Origin of the sequence: Ornithinimicrobium cavernae, assembly GCF_003121625.1 — a bacterium.
Classification (GTDB): domain Bacteria; phylum Actinomycetota; class Actinomycetes; order Actinomycetales; family Dermatophilaceae; genus Ornithinicoccus; species Ornithinicoccus cavernae.
The window spans coordinates 77,073-103,679 of sequence record NZ_QDDJ01000015.1 but is presented as its reverse complement, the minus strand read 5'-3'; the positions used below and the strand labels follow the sequence as shown (position 1 = coordinate 103,679).

Sequence of the window (26,607 nt, the reverse complement as noted above, 5' to 3'; positions counted from 1 at the left end):
CGCAGGTCAACAAGGGTTTCCGGTCGAAGGGGGCTCTCGCCGGAAAATGTCCGGTGGACCGGCGGGTAGGCCCGGTTCGTTGCTCCAGGATCGCCGAAAGTTCGGACCGGTCCAGCGGGACTGGCGAGAAAGAGCGAGGATTGCACAGCTGGCCCGGCGAACCTGCGCGATCGACGTCGCTCGGCACGTCCTGTGCACAGGAGCGCCTCGCGGCCGTGGCGTGCGACCACGCTCAGTGCGGCAAGGTCGGATACGACCGTGTCGGCGGTGCGGACGTCGTCTTGGAGCCGCGCATCGTTCTGAGAGCGTGTAATAGCCGGCTCGAAGAACGCTTTGCGGCTCCAAGACGACATCGGCGTGTGTCGCCGTCAGGCGGGCCGGGACGCGACGGTCGACCGGGCGTGGGTGCTCCGGAAGGCGCGGGGGCTGGTGCCGTAGCGGGTCGTGAACGCCTGCCGGAGGGTCTCGGCAGAGCTGAAGCCGCAGCGGCGGGCGACCTGGGCGCTGGTCAGGTCCGTGGAGGCGATCAGGCGGGCGGCGAGCTCCAGGCGGATGCGTCGCACGGCGGCCGCGGGCGGGGCGTGCAGGTGCTCCTGGAAGAGCCGGGTCAGCTGCCTGCTGCTCACCCCGGCGAGGTGCGCCAGGGTGCTGGTGCGCAGGTCGTCGTCCGGGTGGGCCAGCGCGTGGTCGAGCACCTGACGGACCACCGCGTGGTCCGGGTGCGGCGCCTCGGTGAAGATGCTCATCTGGGCCTGGTTGCCGGGCCGCTGCAGGTAGGTGACCATCCCCATGGCGACCCAGCGGGCGAGCTCGGCCGTGTGGTCCTCCTCGATGAACGCGAGGGTCAGGTCCAGGGAGGCGGTGACGCCGCCGGACGTGGCGTAGCGGCCCTCGCGGATGTAGACGGGCGTGGAGTCGACCCGCACACGCGGGAACCTCCGGGCCAGGTCGGCGGCGTAGAACCAGTGCGTCGTCGCCCGACGGCCGTCCAGCAGTCCGGCCGCCGCCAGCACCGTGGTGCCGGTGCAGACCGAGGCCACCCTCCGGGCAGTGCCCGCGAGCCTACGGACGTGCCCGACCAGCTGGCCGTTGCGGCTGGCCGGGTCGTGCCCCAGACCCCCGGAGACGACGAGCGTGTCCACCGACGCCACGTCCGCCAGGTCGCACTGGGCGCGGAGGCGCTGCCCCGAGTCGCACAGGATGTCGCGACCTCCGAGGGTGGCCAGCCGCACGGCATACCGAGGCCTGGCCCCCAGCCGGTTGGCGAGGGCCAGCGCCGAGGTGACGCTCGCGATGTCGACCAGCTCTGCGCCGTCGTAGCCGAGGACGAGCACCTCCGAAGCCGCCATGCCCTCAGCATGGCAGCACGAGCGGTGTCCGGGCGGACGGATTTCCCAGGATTCCGGCCATCGCGGTCCGGAGCGCGAGCCGCCGCGGCATCGTCGAGGGAGACCACCCGTCCCGCAGAAGGGAACCCTCATGACGACCACCACCCTCACCGCCCCCGTGCCGCGGGTCGGCACCAGCACCTTCCTGACCGTCTGGATCGCGCTCGGCGTGCTCAGCGCCGTCGGCATGACCTATGGCCTCGCGGCCCTGGAGGGCGAGGGCCTCACGGCGGGGACCACCGCGATGACGCCCGCGACGTCGGTCGGCGTGGCGGCCCTGTGCTACCTGGGGGCCGCCGCCACGCGCACCCGGTGGGTCTCGTGGCTCGGTGTCCCGGTCTTCAGCGCCCTCGCTTTCGCCGGGTTCCTGGTGACCCTCCCGTGGTGGGTGCTGTTCGCGCTCGCTGGTGTGGTCCTGCTGCTGGTCGGGACCCTCACCGGTGCCGGACGGATCACGGCGGTCCAGGCCGTGGCCATGCTCGGTTACTTCGGCGTCGCCGTCGTGGCGCTGTCCCTCTCGCCGCGGCTCGGGCTCGCCGTGGCCGGCCTCGCGCTCGCGGCCCACGCCCTCTGGGACGTGTGGCACTACCGGCGCGACGTGGTCGTCAACCGCTCCCTCGCCGTGTGGTGCATCGGCCTGGACGTCGCCATGGGCGGCCTCTGCCTCGCGCTCGCCGTGACCGGCTGAGCGTCTCGCTGGTCACCCGACGCGGCGGTGCGGTTCACTGGGGCACATGGTGGGACGGCAGGCCGATGGCTGATGTGGAGGACGTCCGCGCGGTCGCGCTCACGCTCGAGCGGGCCTATGAGGTCTTCGTGCGCGGGCGCCGGAAGTTCCGCGTCGGCTCGATCGTCTTCGTGGCCTTCTCCCTGGACGAGGAGATCATCGAGTTCGGCTTCCCGAAGGAGCACCGGGACGGACTGGTAGCCAGCGACCCGGACACCTTCCTGATGCCCGCGCCCAGCGACCTCCGCTTCAACTGGGTGGGCGCCCGCCTGGACCGCCTCGACCCCCTGGAGGCGCGTGAGTTCGTCGTCGAGGCCTGGGCGATGTGCGTGCCGCAGAAGCTGGTCCGCGCGTGGGAGGCCGCCCACCCCGACGGCCCGGGCTGAGGGCGGTCCGATGGGCTGACTGGCCCATGTCCTCCGTGCACGGCCCGATCTGGCCTGGCAGGGTGGGACGATCATGGACGAGACCCCCTGACGGCTCCGTGGCGGCAGAGGTCGACGACATCGAGGATGTCGACCTGGTCGGCGTGCTGCCGCAGATGCGACGCAGCAGCCGGTGGAGCCGCCTCTGGCGTCCGTTCTGGGTGCTGCCGACCGTCATCGTCGTCACGGCCACACTGGTCGGTGCGCTCCTGCCCGAGTGGGAGGAGACCGTCGCCGATCAGCTGCCGCACGTCTTCCAGGGAGGCGCCGACGGCGCCCGCAGCATGCTGAGCACCATCGCCGGGGCGATGATCTCGGTCACCGGTCTGGTCTTCACCATCACGATGGTGGTGGTGCAGCTGGCGAGCAGCCAGTTCAGCCCCCGCCTCCTCAGCGACTTCCTCTCCAGCCGGATCACCCAGACCACCATCGGTGTGTTCGCCGCGACCTTCGCCTATGCCCTCACCGTGCTGCGTGCCGTCCAGGGCGCCTCGGGTGAGGCCTCCTTCGTCCCCCAGATCTCGATCACCGTCGCCTTCGGGCTGGTGCTCGCCAGCGTGGGGACCTTCCTGCTGTTCATCCAGCACATCACGACGTCGATCCAGGTCTTCTCGATCGTGTCCCAGCTCGGCGACCGGGCGATGCGGGTGAGCGACAAGTACTTTCCGAGGGCCGACAGTCCTCCGGCACTGCACCGCGACGCGGACTGAGGACCGCCGGCGGCCACGACCCTGCTGGAGCTGACGTCCCGTCGGCACGGCTACGTCGTGGAGGTGGGCCACCGCACGCTGGTGGAGTGGGCGACGCAGCACGGGGCGGTGGTCGAGGTGCTCATCCCGGTGGGGCGCTATGTCACCGAGGGTGCGCCCCTGGTGCGGATCTGGGGTCTGCCGCTGCCGCAGCAGGAGATCACGCTGAGCGAGCACCAGGACGAGCAGGAGTGGGTGCGGCCCTTCGAGCTGGGGCTTGTCCGCCGGATGATCGTCGTGGAGCAGTGCCGCGCCTTCCACCAGGATCCGTCCTTCGGCGTGCGCAAGCTCGTCGACATCGCCGAGCGGGCCCTCAGCCCGGCGATCAACGACCCGACGACCGCCAGCCAGGTCACCGACGAGCTGCACCGGGTGCTCGCGCTGCTGGTCACCCGGCGTGACCTGCCCAGGGCAGTGCGGCACGGTGGCGCGGTCCGGCTGGTGCACCGGCCACAGCACATCTGCGACCTCATCGACCTGGCGCTGGAGGAGCTACTGCACCACGGGAGGGACTCCGTCCAGATCCCGCGGCAGGTCCTCTCCCTCATCGAGCGGCTGCGGCCGGTCGCCGTGCCCGAGCACGCCAACGTCCTCGACCACTGGGCCGGTGTGGCGGCACACACCGTCAAGGAGACCCGGGACTAGGGGGTCGCCTCGCGATTGCGGGCCGTTTCGCCGTCTGCTGATACTGGCAGGACCGTGAGCACAGGGCCCGACCTCGGCAGGCTGGAGTGAGACGTGACCAGGAACATCTTCGTCCTCGGGATGACCGACCTCCAGCGCCAGGAGCTGGAGACGACGCGCAGTGCCGAGGACTGCCGGTTCCACGGGCTGCTCGACTACGAGCAGCTGGTCCAGGACACCGACTACGACCTCGAGGTGCTACTCGACCGGGCGCGACACCAGCTGGACACCTTCCCCGGGTCGGTCGACGCGATCGTCTGCCACTGGGACTTCCCCAGCTCGGTCATCGGCCCCATCCTGTCCGCCGAGCGGGACCTGCCGGCCCCGACCCTGGAGAGTCTGCTCGCCTGCGAGCACAAGTACTGGAGCCGCCTGGCCCAGCGGGAGGTCGTGCCGGACGTCGTCCCCGCGTTCTGCCCGTTCGACCCGTTCGCCGACGACGTCCGGGCACAGATCGCGCTGGACTTCCCGTTCTGGGTCAAGCCGGTCAAGGCGCACTCCTCCGAGCTCGGCTTCGCCATCCACGACGAGGACGAGCTGGCCCGTGCCGTGGAGCAGATCCGGGACGAGATCGGTGAGGTCGGTGACGCATTCGACCAGGCCCTGGCGCGGGTCACGGTGCCGGAGGAGGTCGGCAGCGTGGGCGGCAACAGCTGCCTGGCCGAGCAGATCGTCACCGGCATCCAGGCGGCCCCGGAGGCGAGTGTCTACCAGGGTGCCTTCCACGCCCACGGCCTCATCGACATGCACAAGGACGAGGACGGGACGAGCATCACCCGGATCGACTACCCGGGCGCCAGCGTCCCAGGGGATGTGCAGGACCGGATGGTCGAGGTCTCACGCCGGCTCCTGGAGCACGTCGGCTTCGACAACGGCGCGTGCAACGTCGAGTTCATGTGGGACCCCGACGCCGACCGGCTCTGGCTCATCGAGGTCAACACGCGCATCTCCCAGTCGCACAGCGAGCTGTTCATCCTGGTCGACGGTGCCTCCAACCACGAGGTGGTGATCGACATCGCGCTCGGCCGGGAGCCGCGGATGCCACACCGCGAGGGACCGTATGCCGTGGCCGCCAAGTGCGCGATCTTCCACGACCGCGACGGCATCGTCCGGCGCGTGCCGTCAGCGCAGGACAAGGAGGCGGTAGCCCGGCGCTTCCCGGGCGCGCGCGTGACGCTCGTGGTGCAGGAGGGCGACCAGCTCTCCGAGCTGCCGCACCAGGACTCGTACCGCTACCTCTGGGGCAACGTCTACCTGGGGGCACACGACCGCGACGAGCTGCAGCAGCGCTACGACGAGGTGGTCGCCATGCTGCCCATCGCGTTCGACCCGGCACCGTGAGGACCGGCGGACCACCGGCTGGACAGGAGGAGAGCAGCGGATGCAGACCGTGACCGACTTCCCGCACGCGATCGAGGCGGTGGAGAACATCTTCATCCCGCTCCGGGACGGCCACCGGGTCGCCGCGCGGGTCTGGCGGCCGGTGGACGCGGACGAGCACCCGGTGCCTGCGGTCCTGGAGTACATCCCCTACCGCAAACGGGACAGCACCCGCAGCCGCGACGCCGTCAACCACCCCTATATCGCTGGGCACGGCTATGCCTGTGTCCGGGTGGACCTGCGGGGCAGCGGTGACTCCGACGGCGTGATGACCGACGAGTACCGCCCGCAGGAGCACGAGGACGCCGAGGACGTCATCGACTGGCTCTCCCGCCAGTCCTGGTGCGACGGCGCGGTCGGGATGATGGGCATCTCGTGGGGCGGCTTCAACGCCCTGCAGCTCGCGGCCCGCCAGCCACCGGCACTGCGTGCGGTCATCAGCGCCTCGGCCACCGAGGACCTCTACGTCGACAACATGCACTACATGGGTGGCTGCCTGCTGGCGGACAACATGTCGGAGGCGACCGTGATGTTCGCTTTCAACAGCCTCCCGCCCGACCCGGCCATCGTCGGAGCCCGCTGGCGCGACCTGTGGCGCGAGCGGCTCGAGGGCAGCGGCCTGTGGCTCGACACCTGGCTGCGCCACCAGCGCCGCGACGACTACTGGAAACCCGCCTCGGTCCGGGAGGACTACTCGGCCATCACCGTGCCGGTGATGGCCGTGGGTGGCTGGGCCGACGGCTACACCAACGCCATCTTCCGGCTGATGGAGCACCTCGACGTCCCGCGGAAGGGACTGATCGGGCCGTGGGGTCACCGCTACCCGCACCTGGGGGTCCCCGGGCCGGCGATCGGCTTCCTGCAGCAGGTGGTGCGCTGGTGGGACCACTGGCTGAAGGGCCAGGACACAGGGGTCGAGGAGGAGCCGATGATCCTGGCGTGGATGCAGGACTCCGTGCCACCGAGCGCGGCCTACGAGCACCGTCCCGGCCGGTGGATCGGGGAGCCGTCCTGGCCCAGCGACAACCTCACCGAGCGCACCCTGGTGGCCTCCGAGCACGGGCTCCGTGACCCGGCCGACCCCGCCCTGCCCGACCGGGCGGTGGAGCTGCGCTCGCCGCTCAGCGTCGGCATGTTCGCGGGCAAGTGGGCGTCCTACTCCGCCGTCCCCGACCTGCCCTACGACCAGCGGGAGGAGGACGGCGGGGCGCTGGTGTTCGAGAGCGAGCCGCTCGAGGAGCCGCTGGAGATCTTCGGGCTGCCGACCTTCACCGCCCGGGTGTCGGCGGACCGGCCGGTCGCCCAGCTGGCCGTGCGGCTCAGCGACGTGGGGACGACGGGAGAGGCCACGCGCGTCACCTACGGGGTGCTCAACCTCACCCACCGGGACGGCAGCGAGGACCCGCAGCCGCTGGAGCCGGGGGAGCGGTATGACGTGTCGGTGCAGCTCAACGGCACCGCCCACTCGTTCCCTACGGGGCACCGGTTGCGGGTGTCGGTCTCCACGTCCTACTGGCCGCTGGTCTGGCCGGCGCCGGAGCAGGCCACGGTGACCGTGCTGACGGGCCGCTCCAGCTTCCTCACACTGCCCGTGCGGGCCCCCCGCCCCGAGGACGGGGACCTGCCGGATCTCGGCGCACCGGAGGGCGCGCCGGACCTGGAGGTGACGCCGCTGGCCACCGGCGAGCACAGCTGGAAGGTCACCCGCGACCTGGCCACCGACGTGTCGACGCTGGAGATCGTCAACGACCAGGGCACGTTCCGCATCGAGGAGACCGGGACCGCGATCCACCGGGACACCAGGGAGTGGTACAGCTTCCGCTGGAACGACGTGAACTCCGTCCGCGGCGAGACCCGCACCGTGCGCCGCTACGAGCGCGACGACTGGCGCACCGAGGTCCACACCAGGACGGTCCTGACGTCCGACCCCGAGTCGTTCTTCATCACGGCCCAGCTGGACGCCTACGAGCTCCTCGAGGAGCGCGGCAACCCACGGGTCTGGTCCCAGAGCTGGGACCGCACCATCCCCAGGGACCTGGTCTGACACGGGACCGGGCACGACACCACACAGGAGGACACGATGAGCACACAGGATCCGGAGGGCGCGGACCTCGGTGACCGGTTCGCGCGGGCGGCGAAGCCCCACGGGACGATGAGCGTCCACGGCGAGGACCCCGACGACGACACCGGCGAGGACGTGCTGCCCGAGGACGAGACCGAGGGGCACGCCGACGTGTTCAGCCCCGGCCGCACCGACCAGCCGGACTGAGGCCGGGCCCGTGAGCGGCCGGCATCCTCCTCACCAGGTCCGCCTTCCCGCCAACCTGCAGACCTGGCGGCACCTGACCTTCCTGCACTGGCCGTATGCCGTGGCGACCGTCCAGCAGCTCGTGCCGGACCGGCTGCGGGTCCAGGAGTGGGAGGGGGTCACCTGGGTGGGCATCACCCCGTTCGAGATGGCCAGGGTGCGCCCGCCCGGGCTGCCGCCACCACCGGGCTGGGACGCCTTCGGCGAGCTCAACGTCCGCAGCTACGTCCGCGCGGACGACGGCCGCGACGGCATCTGGTTCCTCACCATGCTCGTCCCGCGCGTCAGCTTCCAGGCGGCGCTGGGCTCCATCGGCCTTCCCTACGTGCGGTCGGACTGCCGGGTCGAGGCCACCGGGAGCAGCTGGGACTACCGCTTCGGCGAGCCGGCCCAGGTCCACCCGCCGGCCGACGACTGGTTCCGGGCGCACGTGGAGGTCGGCGCCCCGTTGCCCGAGGCGGACCGCACGCAGCTCGTGGACAGCCTCACCGGGCGCTGGTGGGCGTTCCACCGCAGGGCGCGCATCCTCTGGCGGACCCCCGTGCACCACGAGCCGTGGCCGCTGCACACGGCGACGGTCACCGGTGACCTCGTCGCGCCGCTGCTCCTGGCCGGCCTGCCGGTGCCGGAGGGGCCGCCGATTGTCCATGCCGCCCCCGTGGTGCACGCGCGACTCGGCCCGCTGCGCCCGGCGTGATCCCGCGCCGCGTCGCTACCCGTCCTCGGTGGCGACGTCCTCCTCACCGTGGAAACGGCTCGGCCCGGCGAGGTTGCCGTCCCGCCCACCGGTGCCCTCCGCGGCGGCCTCCGGGGTCTCGCCCGCGCCGGCGCCCGTGGGCCGCGGGTCGGTCGCCGCCACGTCCCACTCCTCGCTCACCTGGTCGGCGCCGTGCTGGGTCAGCCCGTCGTCCTCGCGGCCCTGCCCGGACGGGTCCTGGGGCTCCTGCTGGTCCTGCGTGCCTGTCATGGTCCACCTCCTGGTCTCAGTGCCTCCCAGCCTGGCACCGGTGGCCGTGGCCAGCGAGGCGTGCGGGCACCCGGGACGGCGGCGCTCAGCCCACGAGCACGAGGGCGACGACGTCGAGCAATGCGATGCCGATCGCGGCCAGGAAGGGCACCTTCCCCCGCGCGGTCCAGGCCGGGACGGCCAGCAGCGCCGCGACCCCCACGGCGACCCACCCCCAGGCGGGCACCGGCCCTGGGGGAGCGACCGCGAGCACGAGGGTGGCCGTGACCAGCAGCAGCGGCGCCAGGAGGCGGGAGGCGCGGCTGCCGATCCGGTGCGGCAGGCCCCGTATGCCGGCGCGCAGGTCCTCCTCCAGGTCCGGCAGGACGTTGAGCAGGTGGGCGCCGACCCCGAGGAGCGCACCGACGACGACCACCCACCACGGCGCCGTGCCCCGGCCGACCGAGGCCCAGACGAACGCCGGCAGTGTGCCGAACGCCACGGCATACGGCATCCAGGACCAGGCCGTGGCCTTGAGCCCGGCGTTGTAGGCCAGGCCGGACCCCACCACCAGCCCCACGTGCAGTCCCAGACCGAGCCACCCGCCGCTGGCCAGCGACAGCAGGACCGTCAGCACGAGCGCACCGCCGAGCGCTGCGCGCACGGTGCGCGCCGAGACGTCGCCCCGCGCGAGCGGCTTGTCGGCCCGCCCCGCGGCACGGTCACGCGCCGCGTCGAGTAGGTCGTTGTGCCAGCCGATGGCGAGCTGTCCGGTGAGGACCGCGCCGACCACGAGCGCCACCTCGACCGGCGCGGCGCCGAGCGCGAGCAGCAGGGCCAGGACGGTGACCGCCGCGGAGGGCAGGGGGTGGCAGGCCAGGGCCAGGCCGCGCACGGTGCTCACACCCGTGAGCGTAGGGCCCCTCACGCACGGGGCGCAGGCGCCGGCCGCACTCCGTAGGCTCACCTCATGTCGGTGATCGCGTCGGTGCGCGGGGTGCTCCCCGGCCACCGCTACGCGCAGGCGGAGCTGACCACGGGCCTCGCCGAGCTGGTCGGACTGGAGCCGGAGCACCTGACGGTCCTGGAGCAGGTGCACCGCAACGCGGGGGTGGAGCACCGGCACCTGGCGCTCCCACTGGAGGACTACGCGGAGGCGACGGCCGACTTCGGGCGCTCCAACGACCTGTTCATCGAGATCGCCACCGACCTCGGCGCCCGGGCGGTGCGGGAGGCGCTGGCCGCAGCCGGGATCCGTGCCCGTGATGTGGACCTGCTCATGACCACCACGATCACCGGGCTGGCCGTGCCCTCCCTCGACGCCCGGCTGATGGCTCGCCTGCCGCTGCGCGAGGACCTCCGGCGCGTCCCGGTCGTGGGGCTCGGCTGTGTCGGTGGGGCCGCCGGGGTCGCCCGGGTCCACGAGTGGCTGGCCGGCCACCCCGACGGCGTCGCGGTGCTGCTCGCGGTGGAGCTGTGCAGCCTGACCCTGCAACGGGACGACACCTCGACGGCCAACCTCGTGGCCAGCGGCCTGTTCGGCGACGGCGCCGCCGCCGTGGTCATGATGGGGGACCGGGCCGCCGAACGGCTGGCCCCCGAGGGCGTCGAGGTGCGTGCCAGCCGCAGCCGGCTCTACCCGGGCACCGAGCGCGCCATGGGCTGGGACGTGGGGGCCACCGGCCTGCGCATCGTGCTCGGCGCGGAGGTGCCCGACCTGGTCCGCACCCAGGTGCGCGGCGACGTGGACCGGTTCCTCACGGCATACGGGCTGGACCGCTCGCAGGTCGGTTGGTGGGTCGCCCACCCCGGCGGGCCCAAGGTCCTGGACGCGCTGGCCGAGGCGCTGCAGGTGCCCGCCGAGGCGCTGGGGGTCACCTGGCGGTCGCTCGCCAGGATTGGGAACCTGTCCTCGGCCTCCGTCCTGCACGTGCTCGCCGACACCCTCCGCGACGCGCCACCGGAGCCAGGGAGCGCGGGGGTCCTGCTCGCCATGGGCCCCGGCTTCTGCCTGGAGACCGTCCTGCTGCGGGCGCCGGGCGGCCCCCGGTGACCTCCCTGACCTGGTATGCCGTGCTGCTGGGTCTGGTGGCCCTCGAGCGTCTCGCGGAGCTGGTCCTGTCGACCCGGCACGCGGCCTGGGCCCTCGGGCGGGGCGGCGTGGAGCACGGCCGCGGGCACTACCCGCCGATGGTCGCGCTGCACGCGGGGCTGCTGGCTGCCTGCCTGGCGGAGGCGTGGTTGGGCGGCCGGGAGTTCTTGCCGTGGCTGGGCGTGCCGATGCTGGTCGTGGTGCTCCTCGCACAGGCCGTGCGGTGGTGGTGCATCGTCACGCTCGGGCGCCAGTGGAGCACGCGCGTCATCGTGGTGCCGGGTCTGCCGCTGGTGAGCCGCGGGCCGTACCGGTGGCTGCGCCATCCCAACTACGTGGCGGTGGTCGCCGAGGGCATCGCGCTGCCCCTGGTGCACACCGCGTGGCTGACCGCGGTCGGGTTCACCGTGCTCAACGCCTGGCTGCTCACCGTGCGAATCCGGAGCGAGGACGCCGCCCTGGGCGCGGTGCGCGGGGGTGGGGCCTGAGGTGGACGCCGACCTCGTGGTCATCGGTGGGGGACCGGTGGGGCTGGCCACCGCGCTGCTCGCCGAGCGCGCGGGACTCGTGCCGCTGGTGCTGGAGCCGCGGCCCGCCCCGATCGACAAGGCCTGCGGCGAGGGTCTGATGCCCGGCGCGGTCGCCGCCCTGTCGCGGCTGGGGGTGCAGGTCGGCGGGCACCTGTTCACCGGCATCCGGTATGCCGAGGCGCACCGGTCCGTCGAGGCCCGGTTCCGCGGTGGTCCGGGGCGCGGTGTGCGCCGCACCGCGCTGCACGCGGCGCTGACCGCCGCCGTGGAGCGGGCCGGCATCGAGGTCGTGCCGCGGGGGATGGCGACGCTCGACCAGGACGCCGCCGGGGTCCGGGTGGCGCTGCAGGGGTCGCCCGCCGCAGCGGTCCGGGGCCGGTTCGTGGTGGCCGCGGACGGGCTGCACTCACCGACCCGCCGCCTGCTCGATCTGGACGTGCCGCCCCGCGGCCCACGCCGCTTCGGCCTGCGCCGCCACTTCCGGGTCGCCCCCTGGACCGGACTCGTGGAGGTGCACTGGTCGGCGGTCGGCGAGGCCTACGTGACCCCGGTCGCCGACGACGAGGTCGGCGTGGCCCTGCTCGGTTCTGGTCGGGGTTCGTGGCCGGAGCGCCTCCAGGCGTTCCCGGGCCTGCGTGAGCGGCTGGGGTCCGCCGAGCCGGCCTCAACGGTGCTGGGCGCCGGGCCGCTGCGACAGCGGGCGCGGTCGCGGCGGGCGGGACGGGTCCTGCTCGTCGGCGATGCCGGCGGCTACGTCGACGCGCTGACCGGCGAGGGCCTCGCGGTCGGGCTGGCCCAGGCCGGGGCCGCGGTCACCGCGCTCGCGGAGGGTCGCCCGCAGGACTATCCCCATGCCGCCACACGGGTGGGCCGACGCAGTGGCGTCCTGACCTCCGGTCTCCTCGTGGCCACGCGCACCGCTCCGGGACGCCGCGCCGTGCTCGCGACGGCCCACCGGCAGCCGTGGCTCTTCACCCGCGCCGTCAACGCGCTGGCCCACGACTGACGCCGCACTGCCGCCTGCCCGAGCCCGTGCGGCCGGTGGTCGGGAGGTCTGACCCGGCCCCTCGGCATACCGCACTGTGACGCCTCGCACACTGGGCCCGATCGGGGAACATTGTTGAAGGGTCACCTATTGAATTGGGCATGACTTCTCTCAAGATCGGCATCGTCGTCAGCTCCTCCCGCCCGAACCGCATCGGCCCCAAGGTGGCCCAGTGGGTCAGCGAGCTGGCCCCCTACGGCACCGAGGTCGACGTCATCGACCTGGCTGCGGTGGAGCTGCCCTTCCTGGCCGAGCCGGAGCTGCCGGCCACCGGCAACTACACCCTGCCCAGCACCATCGCGTGGTCGGAGCAGGTGCGCGGCTACGACGCCCTCATCATCACGCTGCCCGAGTACAACGCCGGCTACCCGGCCGTCGTGAAGAACGCGATCGACTCCCTCCACGCCGAGTGGAACGGCCTGCCGGTCGGCGTGATCGGCTACGGCTGGGGCGCTGCCGCCAACTCCGTCAAGCAGTTCGGCGAGGTGCTGGATCGCGTGCAGACGGTCCGCCTGGACGGCCCCGGCCTGAAGTTCGGTGAGGACCTCAGCCCCGAGGGCGACGTCCTTGACGCCGCCCCGGAGGATGCCGTCCGCGGCCTCTACGACCAGCTCGTCGCCGCCGTGCGCGAGAAGGTCGCTGCCTGATCCACTGACTTCGGTCAGTCCTTCCCCCACCGGTCGAGGCGGTGGCGCCCGGTGCGCCACCGCCTCGACGTGTGTGTGGCGCCGGAACCCTGCTCCGGCCTGAGCGGCCGGTCAGGCTGCACCGCTCCCGGGCGGGCCGTCCAGGACGCGGGGCACGTAGTCGAGGAGCTGCAGGCCACCCTCGAAGGTGCGGCTCTCGACGAGGTCGAGGGCCACGTCCGGGTAGCCGTCGAAGATGCGTTCCGAGCCCGTCGCGCCGGTGATGACCGGGAAGACGACGAGCCGGTACCGGTCGACCAGGCCCGCGCTGAGCAGCGAGCGGCAGAGGCTGACGCTGCCGAGGGTGTGCAGCGGCTGGTCGCCCTCCGCCTTCATCCGACGCACCTCCTCGACGGCGTCACCCGTCACGAGCCGGCTGTTGGCCCACTCCAGCGGCTCCTGCAGGGTGGAGGAGAAGACCACCTTCGGGGCGTCCGTGAGGCTTCGCAACGCCTCCGCCTCCTGCTCCGTGCCGGTCGCGCCGGCGGCGAACGACGACATGAGCCGGTAGGTCGTGGCGCCCATCAGCGTCGGGTAGGTGAGGTCGGGTTGCTCCTCGAGCCACGCCAGGTACTCGGGGCTCTCCAGCCCCCACCACCCGGGCCATCCGTCCGCGGAGGCGTAGCCGTCCAGCGAGATGATGAAGTCCACCATGAGTTCCTGCACGAGTCGGGTCCTTTCTCGGGAGGCGGGGCTGAGGTCTGCCCGCACACCAGAGATGACCGTCGGACGCCCGACAACTCATCGCCGGCGGCACGCCGGTCCTGCCGGCTCACTGGTCGGCGGGACCGACGCGTGCAGCCTCAGGTGAGGCCGACGAAGTTCGCGAGGAACACGGGCCAGCCGTCGGCGACGCCACGGCTGTAGGCCTCCCAGCCCTCACCGTGACGCTCCAGGTGGCGATGGTCGACCACGACCCTGGTGCGGGTCGGTGAGACCGGCACGAAGCTGATCTCCACCTCACTGGTCCTGCTCAGGTCGGTCTCGACCTGCCACCGGGGGTTGAGGTCCCAGCTGATGACGAAGCTGTCGAACGGGTCGAACGCCAGGACCCGCCCCCAGCGACAGACCGTGCCGTCGACGCCACGGTCGAAGACGTCGCCGCCGACCCGTGGCTCGAGCACGGTCTCGGCGATGTCGACCTCGAGCAGGTTGTACTGGCGCGGTTTGACCCTGTCGAACTGCTCCGTGAACAGCGTGAAGGCCTGCTCCTGGGACACATCGACGGTGACCTCCGCCTGCACGGACGTGCTGGTGGTCGGCTCGGTGTCTTGGGTGCTCATGATCGTTCCTTCCTCGGGGGAGGGGCCGCGGTGTCCACCGCGGTCTCGGTCAGGTGCCGGAAGTTCGCCAACGCCTGGGTCCAGAACGCGTCCAGCTCGCGACGCAGCGCGTCCAGGCCGTCCGGGCGGGCCGAGTAGATGCGGTGGCGACCCTGTGGGCGCACCTCCACGAGACCGGCCTCGAGGAGCACCTGGAGGTGCTGCGAGACCGCGGGCCGACTGACGGGAAACTGCTCCGCCAGTGCGGTCACCGAGCTCGGCTCCTGGGTGATGCGTGCCAGGATCCCGCGGCGCGTGGGATCACCCAGCGCGGTCCAGGCGTCAACATCAGGCACAATGCGTAAGTTACTGCTTACGCGTTGGCTCTGTCAAGGGGTGCACCGTGGGACGGGAGGGACCTCAACTGCTGGCGGCGGACGGCATAGTGTCGTGGCGTGACCGACTCCGAGGACCAGACCCCGCTCGTGCTGCTGCACGGGCTCGGCCAGGCCCCGATGGCGTGGGAGGACGTCGTCGTGCCGCTGTATGCGTCGCGGCGCCTGCTCACGCCGTGGGTGCCCGGGCTCAAGCCGACCGAGAAGAAGCCCGTGTCGGTCGCGGACGCTGCCGCCAGGCTCGACACGGACGTGATGCTGGAGGGGATGCAGCAGGTCGATCTCTGCGGGTTCTCCTACGGAGCCGTCGTGGCCACCCAGCTGGCGGCGGACTTCCCCGAGCGGGTGCGGAGGCTGGTGCTGATCGCCGGGATGGTGGCGCCGCCGAAGGCCCTGATGAGGCTGCAGCTCGGGATGCTCAAGATGATGCCCGCCTCGCGCCTGGCCGACTCCAGCGTGTCCAAGGAACGACTGCTGCGGACCCTGGACGTGGTGCGTGCGGTGGACCTGACCGACGCCCTGCCGAGGATCGCGGCACCGACCCTCGTGCTCGTCGGCGCCAAGGACCGGCCCAACCAGCCCGCAGCCCGCGCCCTGGCCGCGGGCATCGCCGGTGCGGAGCTGCGCGAGGTGCCCGGGGCGGGACACCAGGTCAACGTCGAGCAGCCGCGCGCGCTGGTGGACCTGCTGAAGGGGTTCCTGGACGACGCCGGTTAACGGTCACCGGTGAGGTCCGCGAGCCACGCCCCGAGGACCTGGGCGCTGGCGTCGACCAGCTCCGGCCAGGCCATGGCGCCGGCGTCCGCGCTGTCCGAGACGTGCTTGACCAGCCGCGCCGGGACGCCCAGGGCCTCGCAGGCGAAGGCGACGGCATAACCCTCCATGTCGACCAGGTCCGCCCGGGCGGCCAGCTGGTCGCGCACCACCGGGTCCGTCACAAACGTGTCGCCGGAGGCCAGGACCGTGTCATCGCCGCCGTCAAGGACCAGCTCATCGCGCGGGTCGTAGCCGAGAGCGCGCAGGGCCGCGGCACTGATGTCGTGGTTCACCACCCTCCCGGGGAGGAACAGGCCCTCCCGCCCCGGTCGCAGGGCACCGGCCGTGCCGATGTTGAGCACCACGAGCCCGGACCTGTCCGTCTCCAGCAGGGCCCGGGTCACCGCGGTGGCCGCCGCGGTCTTCCCGATGCCGGTGACGACGACGGGCAGGCCCACGGGGACGTGCGCGGCCTCGGCGCGCGTCGCACTGACAACGAGATAACGGGTCACCCCGAGATCCTAGGGACGGCGGTGCAGGCGGTGACACCCCGACCGCCCCGGCCGTACGAGAGACCGACGCGAGGGCAGGGCACCGGTCACCCCTCACCTGGAACTGCGCGCAGCCCCGACCCGTTGAAGACTGGTGTCATCACCGCCTGACCTCAGGAGGAACCATGGGTTTGCTGGACAACGTGAAGAAGGCCGCCCACGCGGCCAAGGAGCAGGCCGGCCACCTGGCCGAGAAGCACGGAGACAAGATCGACCGGGCTCTCGACAAGGGTGGCTCGATGATCGACCAGCGCACGCACGGCAAGTACAGCGACAAGATCACCAAGGCCAAGGGTGCCGCCCGCAGTGCGGCCGACAAGCTGGCCGCCGAGCGCGGACAGGCCGGCACCTCCGAGGCTCCCGGTCCCGTGCACGCCCCGCCTCCTCCGGGAGCAGGCACGGCAGCCACCGCGCCGCCGCCCCCGCCGCCGGGATCAGGCACGGCAGCCAGCGCGACCCCGCCGCCACCGCCTCCCGGTGGCGCCACGCCACCGCCGGTGGCCGACGAGCTGCCCGGCACCGGAGCCACGACCGGCGCCGCAGCACTCCCCAGCCCGGTGCGTGAGTTCGTCGCAGCGGTCAACGCCCACGACGAGCAGGGCTTCCTCGACAGCTTCGGTGAGGCCGGGGTGGTAGACGACTGGGGCCGGGAGTTCGTCGGCCGCCAGGCGATCAAGGAGTGGAGCGACAAGGAGTTCATCGGTGCCCAGGGCACCATGGAGGTCCAGCGGGTCGACGTCCGGGAGAGCCAGGTCGTCGTGCTCGCGGACTGGCGCAGCACCCATGCCAACGGGCTGTCCGAGTTCACCTTCGACACCGTCGGGGACACGATCCACCGGATGACGATCCGCGGAGCCCACTGAGCGGCATACTGCTGGGTCAAAGAGGTGGCGCCGCGACGCGGTGCAGGCACAGACTGGACCATGATCTGGATCTGCGAGAACTGCGCCGTCGAGACCGCCGACCAGGAGAGCCCACCGGCGCTCTGTGAGATCTGCGCCGACGAGCGCCAGTGGGTCCCTGAGGGCGGTTCGCGGTGGACGACGCTGGAGAAGCTGAAGGCCGACGGCACCCGGCTGGTGGTCACCGAGGTCGAGCCCGAGCTGTGGGGGATCCGGGCCGATCCCGGGATGGGCATCGGCCAGCAGACCATGGTGGTGCGCACGCCGGAGGGGACGCTCCTGTTCGACTGCGTCGGTTATGTCGACGACGAGGCCCTCGAGTTCGTGCGCGGACTGGGCCCGACCCTGGCGGTCGCCGCGAGCCACCCGCACATGTACGGCGTGCAGACCGAGTGGGCCGCCGCGCTCGACGCCCCGGTCCTGGTCACCGAGGCCGACCGGGAGTGGGTCCGCCGGGACGACCGCGTCGAGTTCTACGAGGACGAGCGGGAGGTTGCCCCCGGGCTGACGCTGCACCGGATCGGTGGGCACTTCCGTGGCCAGGCGGTCGTGGAGTGGGCGACCGGCAACTCCGGCCGCGGCGTCCTGCTCGCCGGCGACGCGATCTTCACCAACCCGGACCGCAAGACGGTCAGCTTCATGCGCAGCTATCCCAACCGGCTCCCGCTGTCCGGCAACGTCGTCCAGCGCCTGGCCGCCCACGTCGAGCAGCTGCACTTCGACCGGCTCTACAACAACTTCGGTGCCGCTGTCCGGGAGGACGCCAAGGCGGTCGTGCGCTACTCGGCCAACCGGCACACCGCCTGGGTGCGCGGCGACTACGACCACCTGACCTGAGCTGACAGAGCCCCGACGGCGGGCCCCGGCAGTGGGCCCGCCTTGGGGCGACCTACTCCCCGGACCTCGTCGAGCTCTGGTCGCTGACGGACGTCTTCGCCGCTGGCTTCGGCAACGGCTTCGGCTTCGTCGGCGCTGGCGTCGAGCTGTCCGCCCCGCCGGGCGAGTTCCCCGTCCCGCCACCCGGGCGCTGGGGCGCCTGGGGAGAGGTGGAACTGGTTGTCGACGGTGTCGTGGACGACACGGTGCTGGGACCGCCCGGCGCCGGTGAGGCCGGTCGCGCGGGCGGGCTGGTTGACGTGGCGTCGGTGGGTGTGTCGGAGCCGCCGAGCGTGAGCCGCTTGCCGTAGGGCGCGCCGATCTTGACGGTCCCGGCGCTCAGGTCGATGTCGATGAACGCGTTGGGCTCGAACTTGTCCGCAAACGCCTGCAACGACTCCGCCCGCTTCGTGTCCAGGGCCAGCTTCACAAAGCTGCGGGGCAGCTTGGAGTCCAGGCTGGCGGCGATCGAGGCCGCCACGTCCGGGTTGTCCTTGAGCTTTGCCCGGACAGCCTTGTCGGCGGCCTTCACCATCTCCGCCTGTGCCTGGGTGGTGATGAACATCTGCCCGGAGGGGTCGACATTGCTGATCGGGTTGGCGCCCGCGAAGGAGTAGGCAGCCCGCAGCTCCGGCTGCTCGATCACTGCAAGCGGGTCCTCCACCAGCAGCGAGTCGGGGGAGTACATGAGCTCGTCGCGGCTGTCGTACCACCGCTCGCCCACCCCCAGCAGGTCGCGCTGCTCGTCGTCGTAGTGACCGCCGAACTGGTACGGCGTGCGGAACACGGTGCTGTTCTCCGCGATCCACACCTCGCCGCCGGGGAAGTACTCCTGGTGCTGGAACGTGTCGCCGCGGTAGTCGGAGACGATGTTGGTGCTGCCCTGCAGGTCCTGGTGCAGGAAGTAGCGCTTCAGCTCCTCCGCGCCGCCGTCGTCGCGCTGCGTGGCGATCCGCTCCTCGTCGATCCAGATGTGCTTGTAGATCTCGGTGCCGTTGCGGACGGTGACCCACGGGTTGACGAAGGCGGTCTCGCCGCTCGGGCCGCGCTCGATCATCCGTTGGCCGGTGTCGTCATACCTGAAGGTGGTCTCGTTGGAGGCATCGTTCACCACCGTCAGCCGGTCGGTGGCGTCCCAGGTCAGCTCCCGGATCCACTTGCCCCTGCTGTCCTTGGTGCCCAGCAGGTTGCCGTTGGCGTCGTAGTGATAGGTCGTCGGACCGGCACTGGTCGCCAGTCCCGGCGCCGCGTCGGAGTAGTCCCGGTCGAAGGAGTAGGTCGTGTCCTTCTGCACCAGGTCCTTCTTGCCGTTGTTGATCACATCCCGTTGCGTCTTGCCGATGACGTTGCGGTGCTCGTCGTACTCCAGCTCCAGGTCGTAGACGCGGGTGCTCTTGGTGTCCTGGCGCCACTCGCCGTGGGCCCCGACCAACCGGTCGTAGCCGTCCAGCTCGTAGGTCTGCACGGTCGCGCCACCGAACTGGCTGGACAGCGGCTCGGGCAGGTCGTTGCGGTACTCCTGGACGTTGCCGACCACGTCATAGGCATAGTTCAGGTCCTGGATCTCCTGGTAGGCCGGGTCCGTCACGTTGCGGTGGGGCGAGATCGTCTGCTGGCGGTCCAGCCACCTGGTCGTCGCCTGGTAGGACCACTCCGTGCTCACCTCGTTGCCGTAGGTGGTGGACCGGCGGGCCAGGAACTCGTCATAGGTGCGGTTGAGAACGTAGTCGTACTCCCACGTGCGGGGCACCCGCTCCCAGATCGGGTCACCGAACTCGTCGTAGCCGGTGATGATGTCCTCGTAGCCGTCCTCCTCACCGACGACCTCGCGGACCAGTCCGCCGGAGTCGTAGTCGTAGGTCAGCCGCTCGCCGTCGGGGTAGGTCATCGAGGCGATCCGGCCCAGCCCGTCAAAGCTCCAGGAGGTGGTCCACGTGAAGTCCTCGGCCCGGGCGGGGTCCCAGTTGTGCAGCTTCATCTGCGCGGCCTGCTCCACGACCGACCCGCCGGCACTGTAGGTGAGGTCGACGATGCGCGTGCCGTCCTCGATCCGGGTCACCCGTCCGGCGCCGTTGCCGTCCGCACCCGCGTCGCCGTAGGTGTAGGACACGTCAGGCGTGCCGGTGGGGTGGTCGATGCCGACCAGCTTGCCGAGCCGGTAGGCGTAGGTCGTCTCCTGCTCCGCTGCGCGCAGGTTCGGGCTGACGCGGCTGGTCAGCTTGCCCTCGTCGTCGTAGGCCATGGTGACCAGGCCGCCGTCCGGGGTATCCGTGGTGGTGTGCCGGCCCAGCATGTCGTAGCTGTGGGTGGTCACCTCGCCCGCCGAGTCGGTGAAGGACAGCAGCTCACCCAGGCCGTTGTAGTCGTACCAGGAGGTGAGAGCGACCTCGTCCGCGGGCGCGTCGTCGATGCGCAGCACCTGCTCGCGCATGTCGGTCCAGGTGGTGGTCTGCCGGCCGCGCGGGTCGGTGGTCGTGGTCGCGAAGACCACGGTGCCGTCGCCGATGTCCTCGTAGAGGTACTCGGTCGTGGTCACCCGGTCACCCGGCTCGGTGACCTCGTTGGGCGCGTCCCACAGGTCGAGCACGGTGGTCGTCGCCGCCGCGGGGTCCGGGGCGGTCGTGTCGTATGCCGTGAGGCCGGCCTGCTGGTCGGCGGTCGGATAGTGCTCGGTCACCACCCGGCCGAGCGCGTCGTACTCCACGACGCCGCTCACCACCCGGGCCGCCACGCCGGGCTGACCCGTCGCGACGTGCAGGGTGGCGTCCCGCTTGGTCTGGGTCTCGCGACCCAGCCCGTCGACGAAGGTGATCGTGTCGATGGTGTCGCCGGGGTTGAACTGGTCGGTGTGGTGGGCGATCGCATAGCCGTAGGCGGGCGCGCTGGGCGCGTAGTCGAAGGTCACCAGGTCCTGCGTCGAGCCCGGGATGCTGATCGAGATGACCCGGCCGAAGGCGTCGTATCCGTAGTGGCTGGTGTTGTTGTTGGCGTCCGTGCGGCTCGTCACGCGACCCGACAGCGGGTCGAAGGTGGCCGTCGCGGTGAGGCCGGTGCGCAGCGCGCCGCTGGGGTCGTCGTCCTCCAGGAAGGCGTCCACCGCGGCCTGGGAGTCGAAGTCGTAGTCGGTGACCTGCGCGATGTTGGAGTGCCGGTCGGCGTCCCAGACGTACTTCACGGCATAACGGACGCCGTCGGCACCCTCGGGATAGACGATCCGGTCATAGCTGCCCCACGAGTCGTAGGTCAGGTCGGTCACGGCCACGTCGCCGTCGTCCACCGTCTCCTCGAGGTGGGTGACCGAGGCGTTGTCGCACAGGTCGGTCCGGCCGTCCCGGTGGCGATAGACCACCTCGTCGGCACCGGTCCGGTTGTTGGTCTCGGTGACCACCGCGGGCAGGCTGACCCAGGTGGCGCAGACGTCCTCGTCCCACAGCGGCGAGGTCAGGGCGGGCTGCGCCAGGCAGCCGACACTGGAGGAGATCTCACAGGTGCTGTAGGTGTGCCGGGTGAGCACGTCGTCGGTCGCGTCCTCCAGCTCGCCGCGGTCCAGCTGCTCGAGCACATTGCCGAGCGCGTCATAGACAAAGGTCGTCTCGGTCTGCTGGCCGATGTCCTCCCAGTCATAGAACTCCTCGGTGACCGAGAGCAGCAGCGGGGCGATCGAGCGGCCCAGCGAGCCGATGCCGCGCAGGTCGGAGATGGTCGCCACCGGTGAGACCGGCGCGTGGACGTCCCCGTGCTCCTCGCGCGCGTCGCGGAAGCCCCACGTCATGGTGGCCCCACTGAGGTTGTCCTCGAGGGGGTCGGCCTGCGCGTCGGTCCTGAGGGTCGACCACTCCAGGCCCGCGACGAACACGTTGTCGTTGAGGAACCGGCGGGTGGTGGTGCGGATGGCGGTGCCCGTGGTGGCGTCCATCTCGTGCTCGAGGATGGTCGCGAAGCCGAGGGACTGCCGGTGCGCCCGGTCGTAGTCCAGGCCCTCGTAGTCGTAGGTCCAGGCCAGCACGTCGACACCGTCGCCGGCGCTGTCCCGGCCGTCGTCGAGGGTCACGCTGGTCATCGTGAAGACCGAGCCCGGGTGGGCGATGGTGTTGCCGTCGCGTGCGTAGTCCAGGGTCATGGTGCCCCCGAGCGGGTTGACGACCTCCTGCAGCAGGTTGGTCCTGCCATGGTTGTTGAGCGAGACCTTGAGCTCCTCGTCCGCGGTGGTGGCCACCGAGTCGGCGAAGCCGTCACCGTTGACGTCCTCGAGGGCGACCTCGGTGCTGCTCAGCGAGTTCTGGTAGCTGGCACCGGGGTTGATGACCAGATAGCAGGCGACCAGGCACAGCGGCCCGACATAGACGGTGAAGTCGAAGCCGCCGCCGATGCCGCTGCTGCGGTCGAAGCTGGCGTTGGGTCCCGTCGGCACGCCCATCGCGGCCGCGGCCGACTGCATGTCGCCATAGCTGACTGCGGGGGTCAGCCCGCTGCCGGTGCCGAACCGGACGACGGGGCTGGCGCCCTGGCTGAGTTTGTGGACCTGGTCCAGGATCCCGTCGCCGTTGACATCGGTCCAGGTGTAGCGGGCCAGGTCGTAGTTCCAGCTGAACGCGACGCCTCCGGAGAACTCTCCGAGGGGTGTCGAGAAGCCGGCGTTGACGCCGCTGGAGTAGGACTCCATCGACTCGAAGCCGCCGGTGCCGAGATAGACCGCGCCCTCGGTGAAGCCGTAGCCCAGGTTGTAGTGGGCGAAGACACCCTGCGAGGTCGTGTAGACGCGGTCCGGCAGGCCGTCGCCGTTGACGTCGGCCAGCTCCTGGCTGATACGGGCGCCTTCTTCGGTGGCCTCGGCCCCGGCCTCCTCGACCGCGTCGCCGTGCTCGTCGGAGGGGTTGGAGGAGATGGTGCCCACGATGGGCTCGTCGTCGGCGCCGGAGGCGTTGGGGCTGGTCCAGCTGGCGCCGATGTCGAGACCGATCTCCACACCGCCGGAGCTGTCGCCGGCGTCACCGCCCTTGCCGGCGGCACTGCCCTTGGTGGCGTTGGTGCGCCCCTTGTTGTTGGCGCTGATGTCGACCAGCCCCTGCGAGAGGCCGCCCTCGACGGACATCGTGAGGTCCTGGTTGGTGACCGCCATGAGGCCGTCGTTGATGCTCGTCGCGCTGTCGGCGAACGCGCCCCGCTGGGTCGTGTAGTGCACGCTCCCAGGCGTGATGACGTCGGGATAGCCGTCGCCGTTCAGGTCCTCATAGTCCTGGAGCCCGAAGCTGGGTGACATGCCGAAGCTCGCGCCGAGCGGGCCGGCGCCGATGGCCAGCGCGGCCTGCGGAGCCGTGATCGAGACGCGGGTGACGGCCCGACCGGTCCCGCCGGTCTGGGTCAGCGCGATGCTGTCGGCGCCCAGCCGCGAGGAGCGCATCCGGTCGGCGTTGGCCGCCAGGTTCTCCCGGCTGCCCTGCCACAGGGGTCCGGCCAGGGGGCCGAACTGGGCGGACACGTCGCTGTCCGGCAGGTCCTCGTCGAGGGTGGGCGGGTTGTTGACCGGCAGGTAGGCATAGGACGGCTCGGGGTCCCCGGCGTCCGCCGGGAGGTCGTCGAACCCGTCCGGCTTGGCGCCGCCCTCCTTGAGGGCGTCGGTGTCGATGACGAACGCCTCGTGCACGATCGGATCGGTCGCCAGGTCGCCACCGGCGGTGTAGCCCGCGACGCCCCAGCCGCGATAGGGCAGCGGGAAGATGCCCTGCTGGCCGCTGACCCGCACAGCCGGGGCCACGACGATGTCGCCCGCCCCGTCCGGGGCGCCGTCGGGGCGCAGCGCGAACGAGTCGAGGGTCGTCTTCAGGGACACCTGCGGGTCGGTCATCGTGACCTCGACCCAGTACGCGGTGCCGCTGGAGAGGCCGGCGTTCAGCTGCACGGTCTCGGTGACCGTGCCTCCACCCGTGCTGGCGCCGACGATCCACGGCACCTGCTCGACGACGCCGTCCCGCGTCTTCACCGAGACCAGGACGCGGCCGCCGGGGTGCTTCTCGGCCAGACTCAGGCTGACGCGGGCGTCGAAGGTGCCGGTGGCGGTCGCGGTCCAGGGCTCGGACGGGCCGGCCTCTGCGGCGGCGTCGGGGTGGAGCTGCTGGGGATAGATGTCGATGTTCGGGATGAGCCCGACCTGGATGATCGGCTCTCCGTCGTCGTCCACGACGTCCATGGCGCCGCCGTCGCGGTCGGTCGCGCTGGTGTAGGTGAGGGTCGGGTCCCACGAGATCGTCGAGATGTCGATCGGGGTGTCGACGGCCAGGTGCGCCTCCACCGTGTCCGGCGCCGGGACCGGGGTGTCCGGGTTGTCCGGGTCGGGCAGTGTCGGCTGGGTCACCGGGAAGGTGAGGCTCACCGGGGTCGTGCCGATGAAGTCGGCGTCAATGGTGATGTCGGAGTCCTCGACGATGGTGCCGTTGTGCTCCAGCACCAGTGCCAGGTCGTCGGTGGTCACGGCGGACTTGACGATGTCGGCGGTGAACTCGACCTCGCCGGTGTAGGGCATGACGACGCCGCTGTCGGGACGACCGGCCAGGGTGAAGTCCTCCGCGAGCGCGAAGGTGGTCTGGGACAGGCCGTTGACATCGGTCGGCAGGGTCGCCACGTCGTGGTCCGCGATCGCGGTGTAGGTGATGGTGGGGGACCACTCCACCTCGTCGTTGGCTCCGTCGTTCACGGAGCCGAGCCGGAAGTAGACCGGGTCGCCGGCCGTGACGGGCTCGGAGAGGGCGGTGCCGAAGGCGGTGCTGCCGGGGACCCCCAGGTTGGCCGTGGCGACCTCCCTGCCGGCCACCTGGATCGCGACCCGGACGCCGTCCTTGGAGTCGCCCTTGGTGGGGGAGAGGGTGACAGGCGCGTCGATCGTGACGGTCCCGGTGTAGGGCGCCACCCACCGTCGGACGGTGTCGATCGTCGGGGAGCGCCGGTCCAGGTCGGCCTGCATGTCGGTCAGCAGGTCGCTGTCGGCGCTGGGCGTGCCGCCGCCGGTCGGCAGCGGGACGAGGGTGCTCGCGCTGTCCTCGGAGAAGGTCGGGCGGTCATCGCCGTCGAGGTGGTTGAAGAAGACCTTGCCGCCGGAGACGAGGTCCGGCAGACCGTCGGCGTTGACGTCGGTGAAGTAGGAGTCGCCCCAGGCGACCTCGAGGCCGAGACCGAAGGACGCGGTGACCCCGAGGTTGACCTCGACGCCGCCCTGCACACCGATGTTGTTGTCGTTGGACAGGGTGCCGATCTCCTCGATGTCCTCGGGGTCCTCGAAGGTGGTGCCGCCGGCCGGGCCGGAGGTGTTCAGGCGGTATCTCAGCTCACCGTCCTGCTTCCACACCTTGTCGGGCAGCGAGTCACCGTTGATGTCCAGCCACTCGGCCAGCGCCTGGGTGTTGCCGCCGCCGATCTGCAGGCTGCCGCCGAAGGACCCGTTCTTGTCGGGGATCAGCGGGTTGAAGCCGAGGTAGGCGTGCCCCTCGGCGGAGTTGGACTCGCTGGCGCCCATCGCTCCGGGGCTGACGTTCTCATCGAGCATCGACCGGGTGCGCAGGTCGTCGCCGGTGTTCCACGTCGCCGAGTCGCCGAAACCGCCATACGAGCTCGCGCGGGTGCCGACCTCGTTGTGATAGGCGAAGGTGTGCACCGCGGTGTCGGCGGTGCCGCCGCTCTGGGTCACGCTGGTCAGCAGCGACTTCTCGAACGGCGTCCTGCTGCCCTGCTCGTAGGCGAACTCGTAGCGCACCGCGACGTTGTCGTGGTCACGGGCGGCACCGCCGTCGGGGGCGCCGTGGTTGACCTCCACCTTGGCCAGGCGCTTGACCAGGACGTCGACATAGCCCAGGCTCGCGTCGACCACGGGGTCCGAGCGGTGGATCACGTCCTCGAGCTCGAAGATCACCTCATAGGCCGGGTCGGCCGGCTGCCCCGAGACCTCCGCAGCCGCGGTGTAGTCGATGCTGCTGAGATAGGTGTGCTCGCCGCAGACCGTCGTGTCGCTCTCGGTGCAGTCGGAGGTAACCTGCCAGCCGCTGTCTCCGTCGGCATACTCAATGGTCGTGTAGTGGTACTGGATGAGGTTGACGCCCACGTCACGCTGCGCGGACAGCAGCCACCGCACGGCGTTGTCGTCCTGGTCGGTGACGATCGCCGAGCGGTCGATCCCGCCCTGCGAGGTCAGGCCGCCCTCCGGGCCGCCGACGTCGGGGTGCCCGCCGTACCACCGGACGTTGCCCTGCTTGTCGTAGACCTCCCAGTAGTAGTCCTTGGGGTTGTCGCCGTGGCGGATGATCCGCTCGTAGGAGGTCTCGACCTGGCGGGTCCAGTCCTCGCGGTCCCCGTCCGAGCGCGGCTCCCACGCCTCGCCCAGCGCGTTGGGCACCAGCAGGTCGCCGTCCAGCAGGTAGGACTCGCTCTCGAGGTCGGCATCGAAGTGGGGCGCGCCGAAGGTGGTGTCGACCGAGACCTCGTCGACGGAGAGGTCCCACCCCACGCCCAGCCAGCCGTTGCCGCCGCCGGAGTCATAGGTGAGGGCCAGCTCGGGGGTGATCCCGCGGCCGGGTGGGAACAGGAGGGGATAGGACAGCTGGGCGCTGCCGCCGGTGTTGGCCACCGGCGGGTCGATCAGCGACAGGCCCTCGGTGGGATCGGCGAACTGCAGCCCGTCGATCCCGCCGGTGCCGAGCTGCTCGGGCGTCAGCACCGCCTCCCTGCCCAGGGCGTCGTCGGCGGCCACCGGATCAGCGGTCGTGAGGAGTGACCCTGCTGAGGCGGTCGCCACGAGGGCGAGGGCCAGTGCTGATCCGATGACTTTTCTTGACGCGCGCATGACCGGCTCCTCGCCTGGCACGGTGATGGGCCTGAACTACAACTGACCCGCTGTCATGCCTACTCCCAGGATGTTCCC

Annotated in this window: 21 protein-coding genes and 1 pseudogene; 14 read left to right on the top strand and 8 right to left on the bottom strand. The window is 71.3% G+C overall.

Annotated features, from left to right (window positions below):
* Positions 1-368: 368 nt before the first annotated feature.
* On the bottom strand, positions 369-1,349 hold the full coding sequence (locus DA085_RS16750; protein ID WP_109474128.1) for a GlxA family transcriptional regulator: 981 nt from the start codon (positions 1,347-1,349) through the stop codon (positions 369-371).
* 130 nt (positions 1,350-1,479) lie between these two features.
* On the opposite strand from DA085_RS16750, the gene DA085_RS16745 reads away from it, so the two are divergent.
* The 7 genes and pseudogenes from DA085_RS16745 (at position 1,480) to DA085_RS16710 (ending at position 8,358) form a co-directional block, all read left to right on the top strand.
* On the top strand, positions 1,480-2,076 hold the full coding sequence (locus DA085_RS16745; RefSeq protein ID WP_109474127.1) for a hypothetical protein: 597 nt from the start codon (positions 1,480-1,482) through the stop codon (positions 2,074-2,076).
* Positions 2,077-2,141: 65 nt separating this feature from the next.
* The gene (locus tag DA085_RS16740; RefSeq protein ID WP_109474126.1) at positions 2,142-2,501 is read left to right on the top strand and encodes an MmcQ/YjbR family DNA-binding protein; all 360 of its coding nucleotides are present in this window, start codon (positions 2,142-2,144) and stop codon (positions 2,499-2,501) included.
* 26 nt (positions 2,502-2,527) lie between these two features.
* Positions 2,528-3,934: pseudogene (locus tag DA085_RS21710) on the top strand (DUF2254 domain-containing protein).
* 93 nt (positions 3,935-4,027) lie between these two features.
* Positions 4,028-5,314 (top strand): ATP-grasp domain-containing protein, encoded by a 1,287-nt coding sequence (locus tag DA085_RS16725; protein ID WP_109474123.1) that lies wholly within the window; start codon positions 4,028-4,030, stop codon positions 5,312-5,314.
* 40 nt (positions 5,315-5,354) lie between these two features.
* Complete coding sequence (locus DA085_RS16720; RefSeq protein ID WP_109474122.1) at positions 5,355-7,397, top strand: CocE/NonD family hydrolase; 2,043 nt, start codon at positions 5,355-5,357, stop codon at positions 7,395-7,397.
* A gap of 36 nt (positions 7,398-7,433) precedes the next feature.
* Positions 7,434-7,622, top strand: coding sequence for a hypothetical protein (locus tag DA085_RS16715; protein ID WP_109474121.1), 189 nt, complete (start codon positions 7,434-7,436; stop codon positions 7,620-7,622).
* 10 nt (positions 7,623-7,632) lie between these two features.
* Positions 7,633-8,358 carry a YqjF family protein gene (locus DA085_RS16710; RefSeq protein WP_109474120.1) on the top strand — a complete coding sequence of 242 codons (726 nt, stop codon included), beginning with the start codon at positions 7,633-7,635 and terminating at the stop codon, positions 8,356-8,358.
* 15 nt (positions 8,359-8,373) lie between these two features.
* Here DA085_RS16710 and DA085_RS16705 read toward each other — a convergent pair whose 3' ends face one another.
* Both DA085_RS16705 and DA085_RS16700 read right to left on the bottom strand, forming a co-directional pair.
* A complete protein-coding gene (locus DA085_RS16705) occupies positions 8,374-8,628 on the bottom strand; it encodes a hypothetical protein (RefSeq protein ID WP_109474119.1) in 255 nt (84 codons plus the stop codon).
* An 85-nt stretch (positions 8,629-8,713) separates the two neighbouring features.
* Positions 8,714-9,511, bottom strand: coding sequence for a UbiA family prenyltransferase (locus DA085_RS16700; protein WP_237565577.1), 798 nt, complete (start codon positions 9,509-9,511; stop codon positions 8,714-8,716).
* Positions 9,512-9,577: 66 nt separating this feature from the next.
* On the opposite strand from DA085_RS16700, the gene DA085_RS16695 reads away from it, so the two are divergent.
* From DA085_RS16695 to DA085_RS16680, 4 genes are all read left to right on the top strand, one after another.
* On the top strand, positions 9,578-10,660 hold the full coding sequence (locus tag DA085_RS16695; RefSeq protein WP_109474117.1) for a type III polyketide synthase: 1,083 nt from the start codon (positions 9,578-9,580) through the stop codon (positions 10,658-10,660).
* Complete coding sequence (locus DA085_RS16690; RefSeq protein WP_202619288.1) at positions 10,657-11,187, top strand: isoprenylcysteine carboxyl methyltransferase family protein; 531 nt, start codon at positions 10,657-10,659, stop codon at positions 11,185-11,187. Before DA085_RS16695 ends, DA085_RS16690 begins: the two co-directional genes overlap by 4 nt.
* Positions 11,177-12,235 (top strand): NAD(P)/FAD-dependent oxidoreductase, encoded by a 1,059-nt coding sequence (locus DA085_RS16685; protein ID WP_237565576.1) that lies wholly within the window; start codon positions 11,177-11,179, stop codon positions 12,233-12,235. Before DA085_RS16690 ends, DA085_RS16685 begins: the two co-directional genes overlap by 11 nt.
* Positions 12,236-12,375: 140 nt before the next feature.
* The gene (locus DA085_RS16680) at positions 12,376-12,921 is read left to right on the top strand and encodes an NADPH-dependent FMN reductase (RefSeq protein ID WP_109474116.1); all 546 of its coding nucleotides are present in this window, start codon (positions 12,376-12,378) and stop codon (positions 12,919-12,921) included.
* 111 nt (positions 12,922-13,032) lie between these two features.
* On the opposite strand, the gene DA085_RS16675 is transcribed toward DA085_RS16680, so the two are convergent.
* The 3 genes from DA085_RS16675 to DA085_RS16665 all read right to left on the bottom strand — a co-directional run bounded on the left by DA085_RS16675 (position 13,033) and on the right by DA085_RS16665 (position 14,578).
* Positions 13,033-13,626, bottom strand: coding sequence for a dihydrofolate reductase family protein (locus DA085_RS16675; RefSeq protein ID WP_237565575.1), 594 nt, complete (start codon positions 13,624-13,626; stop codon positions 13,033-13,035).
* Positions 13,627-13,763: 137 nt separating this feature from the next.
* Positions 13,764-14,243, bottom strand: coding sequence for an SRPBCC family protein (locus DA085_RS16670; RefSeq protein ID WP_109474115.1), 480 nt, complete (start codon positions 14,241-14,243; stop codon positions 13,764-13,766).
* On the bottom strand, positions 14,240-14,578 hold the full coding sequence (locus DA085_RS16665; protein WP_109474114.1) for an ArsR/SmtB family transcription factor: 339 nt from the start codon (positions 14,576-14,578) through the stop codon (positions 14,240-14,242). The genes DA085_RS16670 and DA085_RS16665 overlap by 4 nt, the downstream gene beginning before the upstream one ends.
* Positions 14,579-14,677: 99 nt before the next feature.
* Here DA085_RS16665 and DA085_RS16660 point away from each other — a divergent pair, with 99 nt between their 5' ends.
* A complete protein-coding gene (locus DA085_RS16660) occupies positions 14,678-15,334 on the top strand; it encodes an alpha/beta fold hydrolase (RefSeq protein ID WP_109474113.1) in 657 nt (218 codons plus the stop codon).
* Here the strand turns inward: DA085_RS16660 and DA085_RS16655 are convergent.
* A complete protein-coding gene (locus DA085_RS16655; protein WP_109474112.1) occupies positions 15,331-15,885 on the bottom strand; it encodes a nucleosidase in 555 nt (184 codons plus the stop codon). The genes DA085_RS16660 and DA085_RS16655 overlap by 4 nt on opposite strands.
* A 164-nt stretch (positions 15,886-16,049) precedes the next feature.
* Between DA085_RS16655 and DA085_RS16650 the strand changes: the two genes are divergently transcribed.
* Positions 16,050-16,787, top strand: coding sequence for an Rv0909 family putative TA system antitoxin (locus tag DA085_RS16650; protein WP_109474111.1), 738 nt, complete (start codon positions 16,050-16,052; stop codon positions 16,785-16,787).
* Positions 16,788-16,847: 60 nt separating this feature from the next.
* Positions 16,848-17,663, top strand: a complete 816-nt coding sequence (locus DA085_RS16645) for an MBL fold metallo-hydrolase (protein ID WP_109474110.1) — start codon at positions 16,848-16,850, stop codon at positions 17,661-17,663.
* Between the two features lie 52 nt (positions 17,664-17,715).
* On the opposite strand, the gene DA085_RS16640 is transcribed toward DA085_RS16645, so the two are convergent.
* Positions 17,716-26,529, bottom strand: coding sequence for a SpvB/TcaC N-terminal domain-containing protein (locus DA085_RS16640; RefSeq protein WP_154402237.1), 8,814 nt, complete (start codon positions 26,527-26,529; stop codon positions 17,716-17,718).
* Between the last annotated feature and the right edge of the window lie 78 nt (positions 26,530-26,607).

Coding starts and splice junctions, on each gene's coding strand:
- DA085_RS16750 (WP_109474128.1), bottom strand. CDS start 1,349: ATGGCGGCTTCGGAGGTGCTCGTCCTCGGCTACGACGGCGCAGAGCTG.
- DA085_RS16745 (WP_109474127.1), top strand. CDS start 1,480: ATGACGACCACCACCCTCACCGCCCCCGTGCCGCGGGTCGGCACCAGC.
- DA085_RS16740 (WP_109474126.1), top strand. CDS start 2,142: ATGGCTGATGTGGAGGACGTCCGCGCGGTCGCGCTCACGCTCGAGCGG.
- DA085_RS16720 (WP_109474122.1), top strand. CDS start 5,355: ATGCAGACCGTGACCGACTTCCCGCACGCGATCGAGGCGGTGGAGAAC.
- DA085_RS16715 (WP_109474121.1), top strand. CDS start 7,434: ATGAGCACACAGGATCCGGAGGGCGCGGACCTCGGTGACCGGTTCGCG.
- DA085_RS16705 (WP_109474119.1), bottom strand. CDS start 8,628: ATGACAGGCACGCAGGACCAGCAGGAGCCCCAGGACCCGTCCGGGCAG.
- DA085_RS16695 (WP_109474117.1), top strand. CDS start 9,578: ATGTCGGTGATCGCGTCGGTGCGCGGGGTGCTCCCCGGCCACCGCTAC.
- DA085_RS16680 (WP_109474116.1), top strand. CDS start 12,376: ATGACTTCTCTCAAGATCGGCATCGTCGTCAGCTCCTCCCGCCCGAAC.
- DA085_RS16670 (WP_109474115.1), bottom strand. CDS start 14,243: ATGAGCACCCAAGACACCGAGCCGACCACCAGCACGTCCGTGCAGGCG.
- DA085_RS16650 (WP_109474111.1), top strand. CDS start 16,050: ATGGGTTTGCTGGACAACGTGAAGAAGGCCGCCCACGCGGCCAAGGAG.
- DA085_RS16645 (WP_109474110.1), top strand. CDS start 16,848: ATGATCTGGATCTGCGAGAACTGCGCCGTCGAGACCGCCGACCAGGAG.
- DA085_RS16640 (WP_154402237.1), bottom strand. CDS start 26,529: ATGCGCGCGTCAAGAAAAGTCATCGGATCAGCACTGGCCCTCGCCCTC.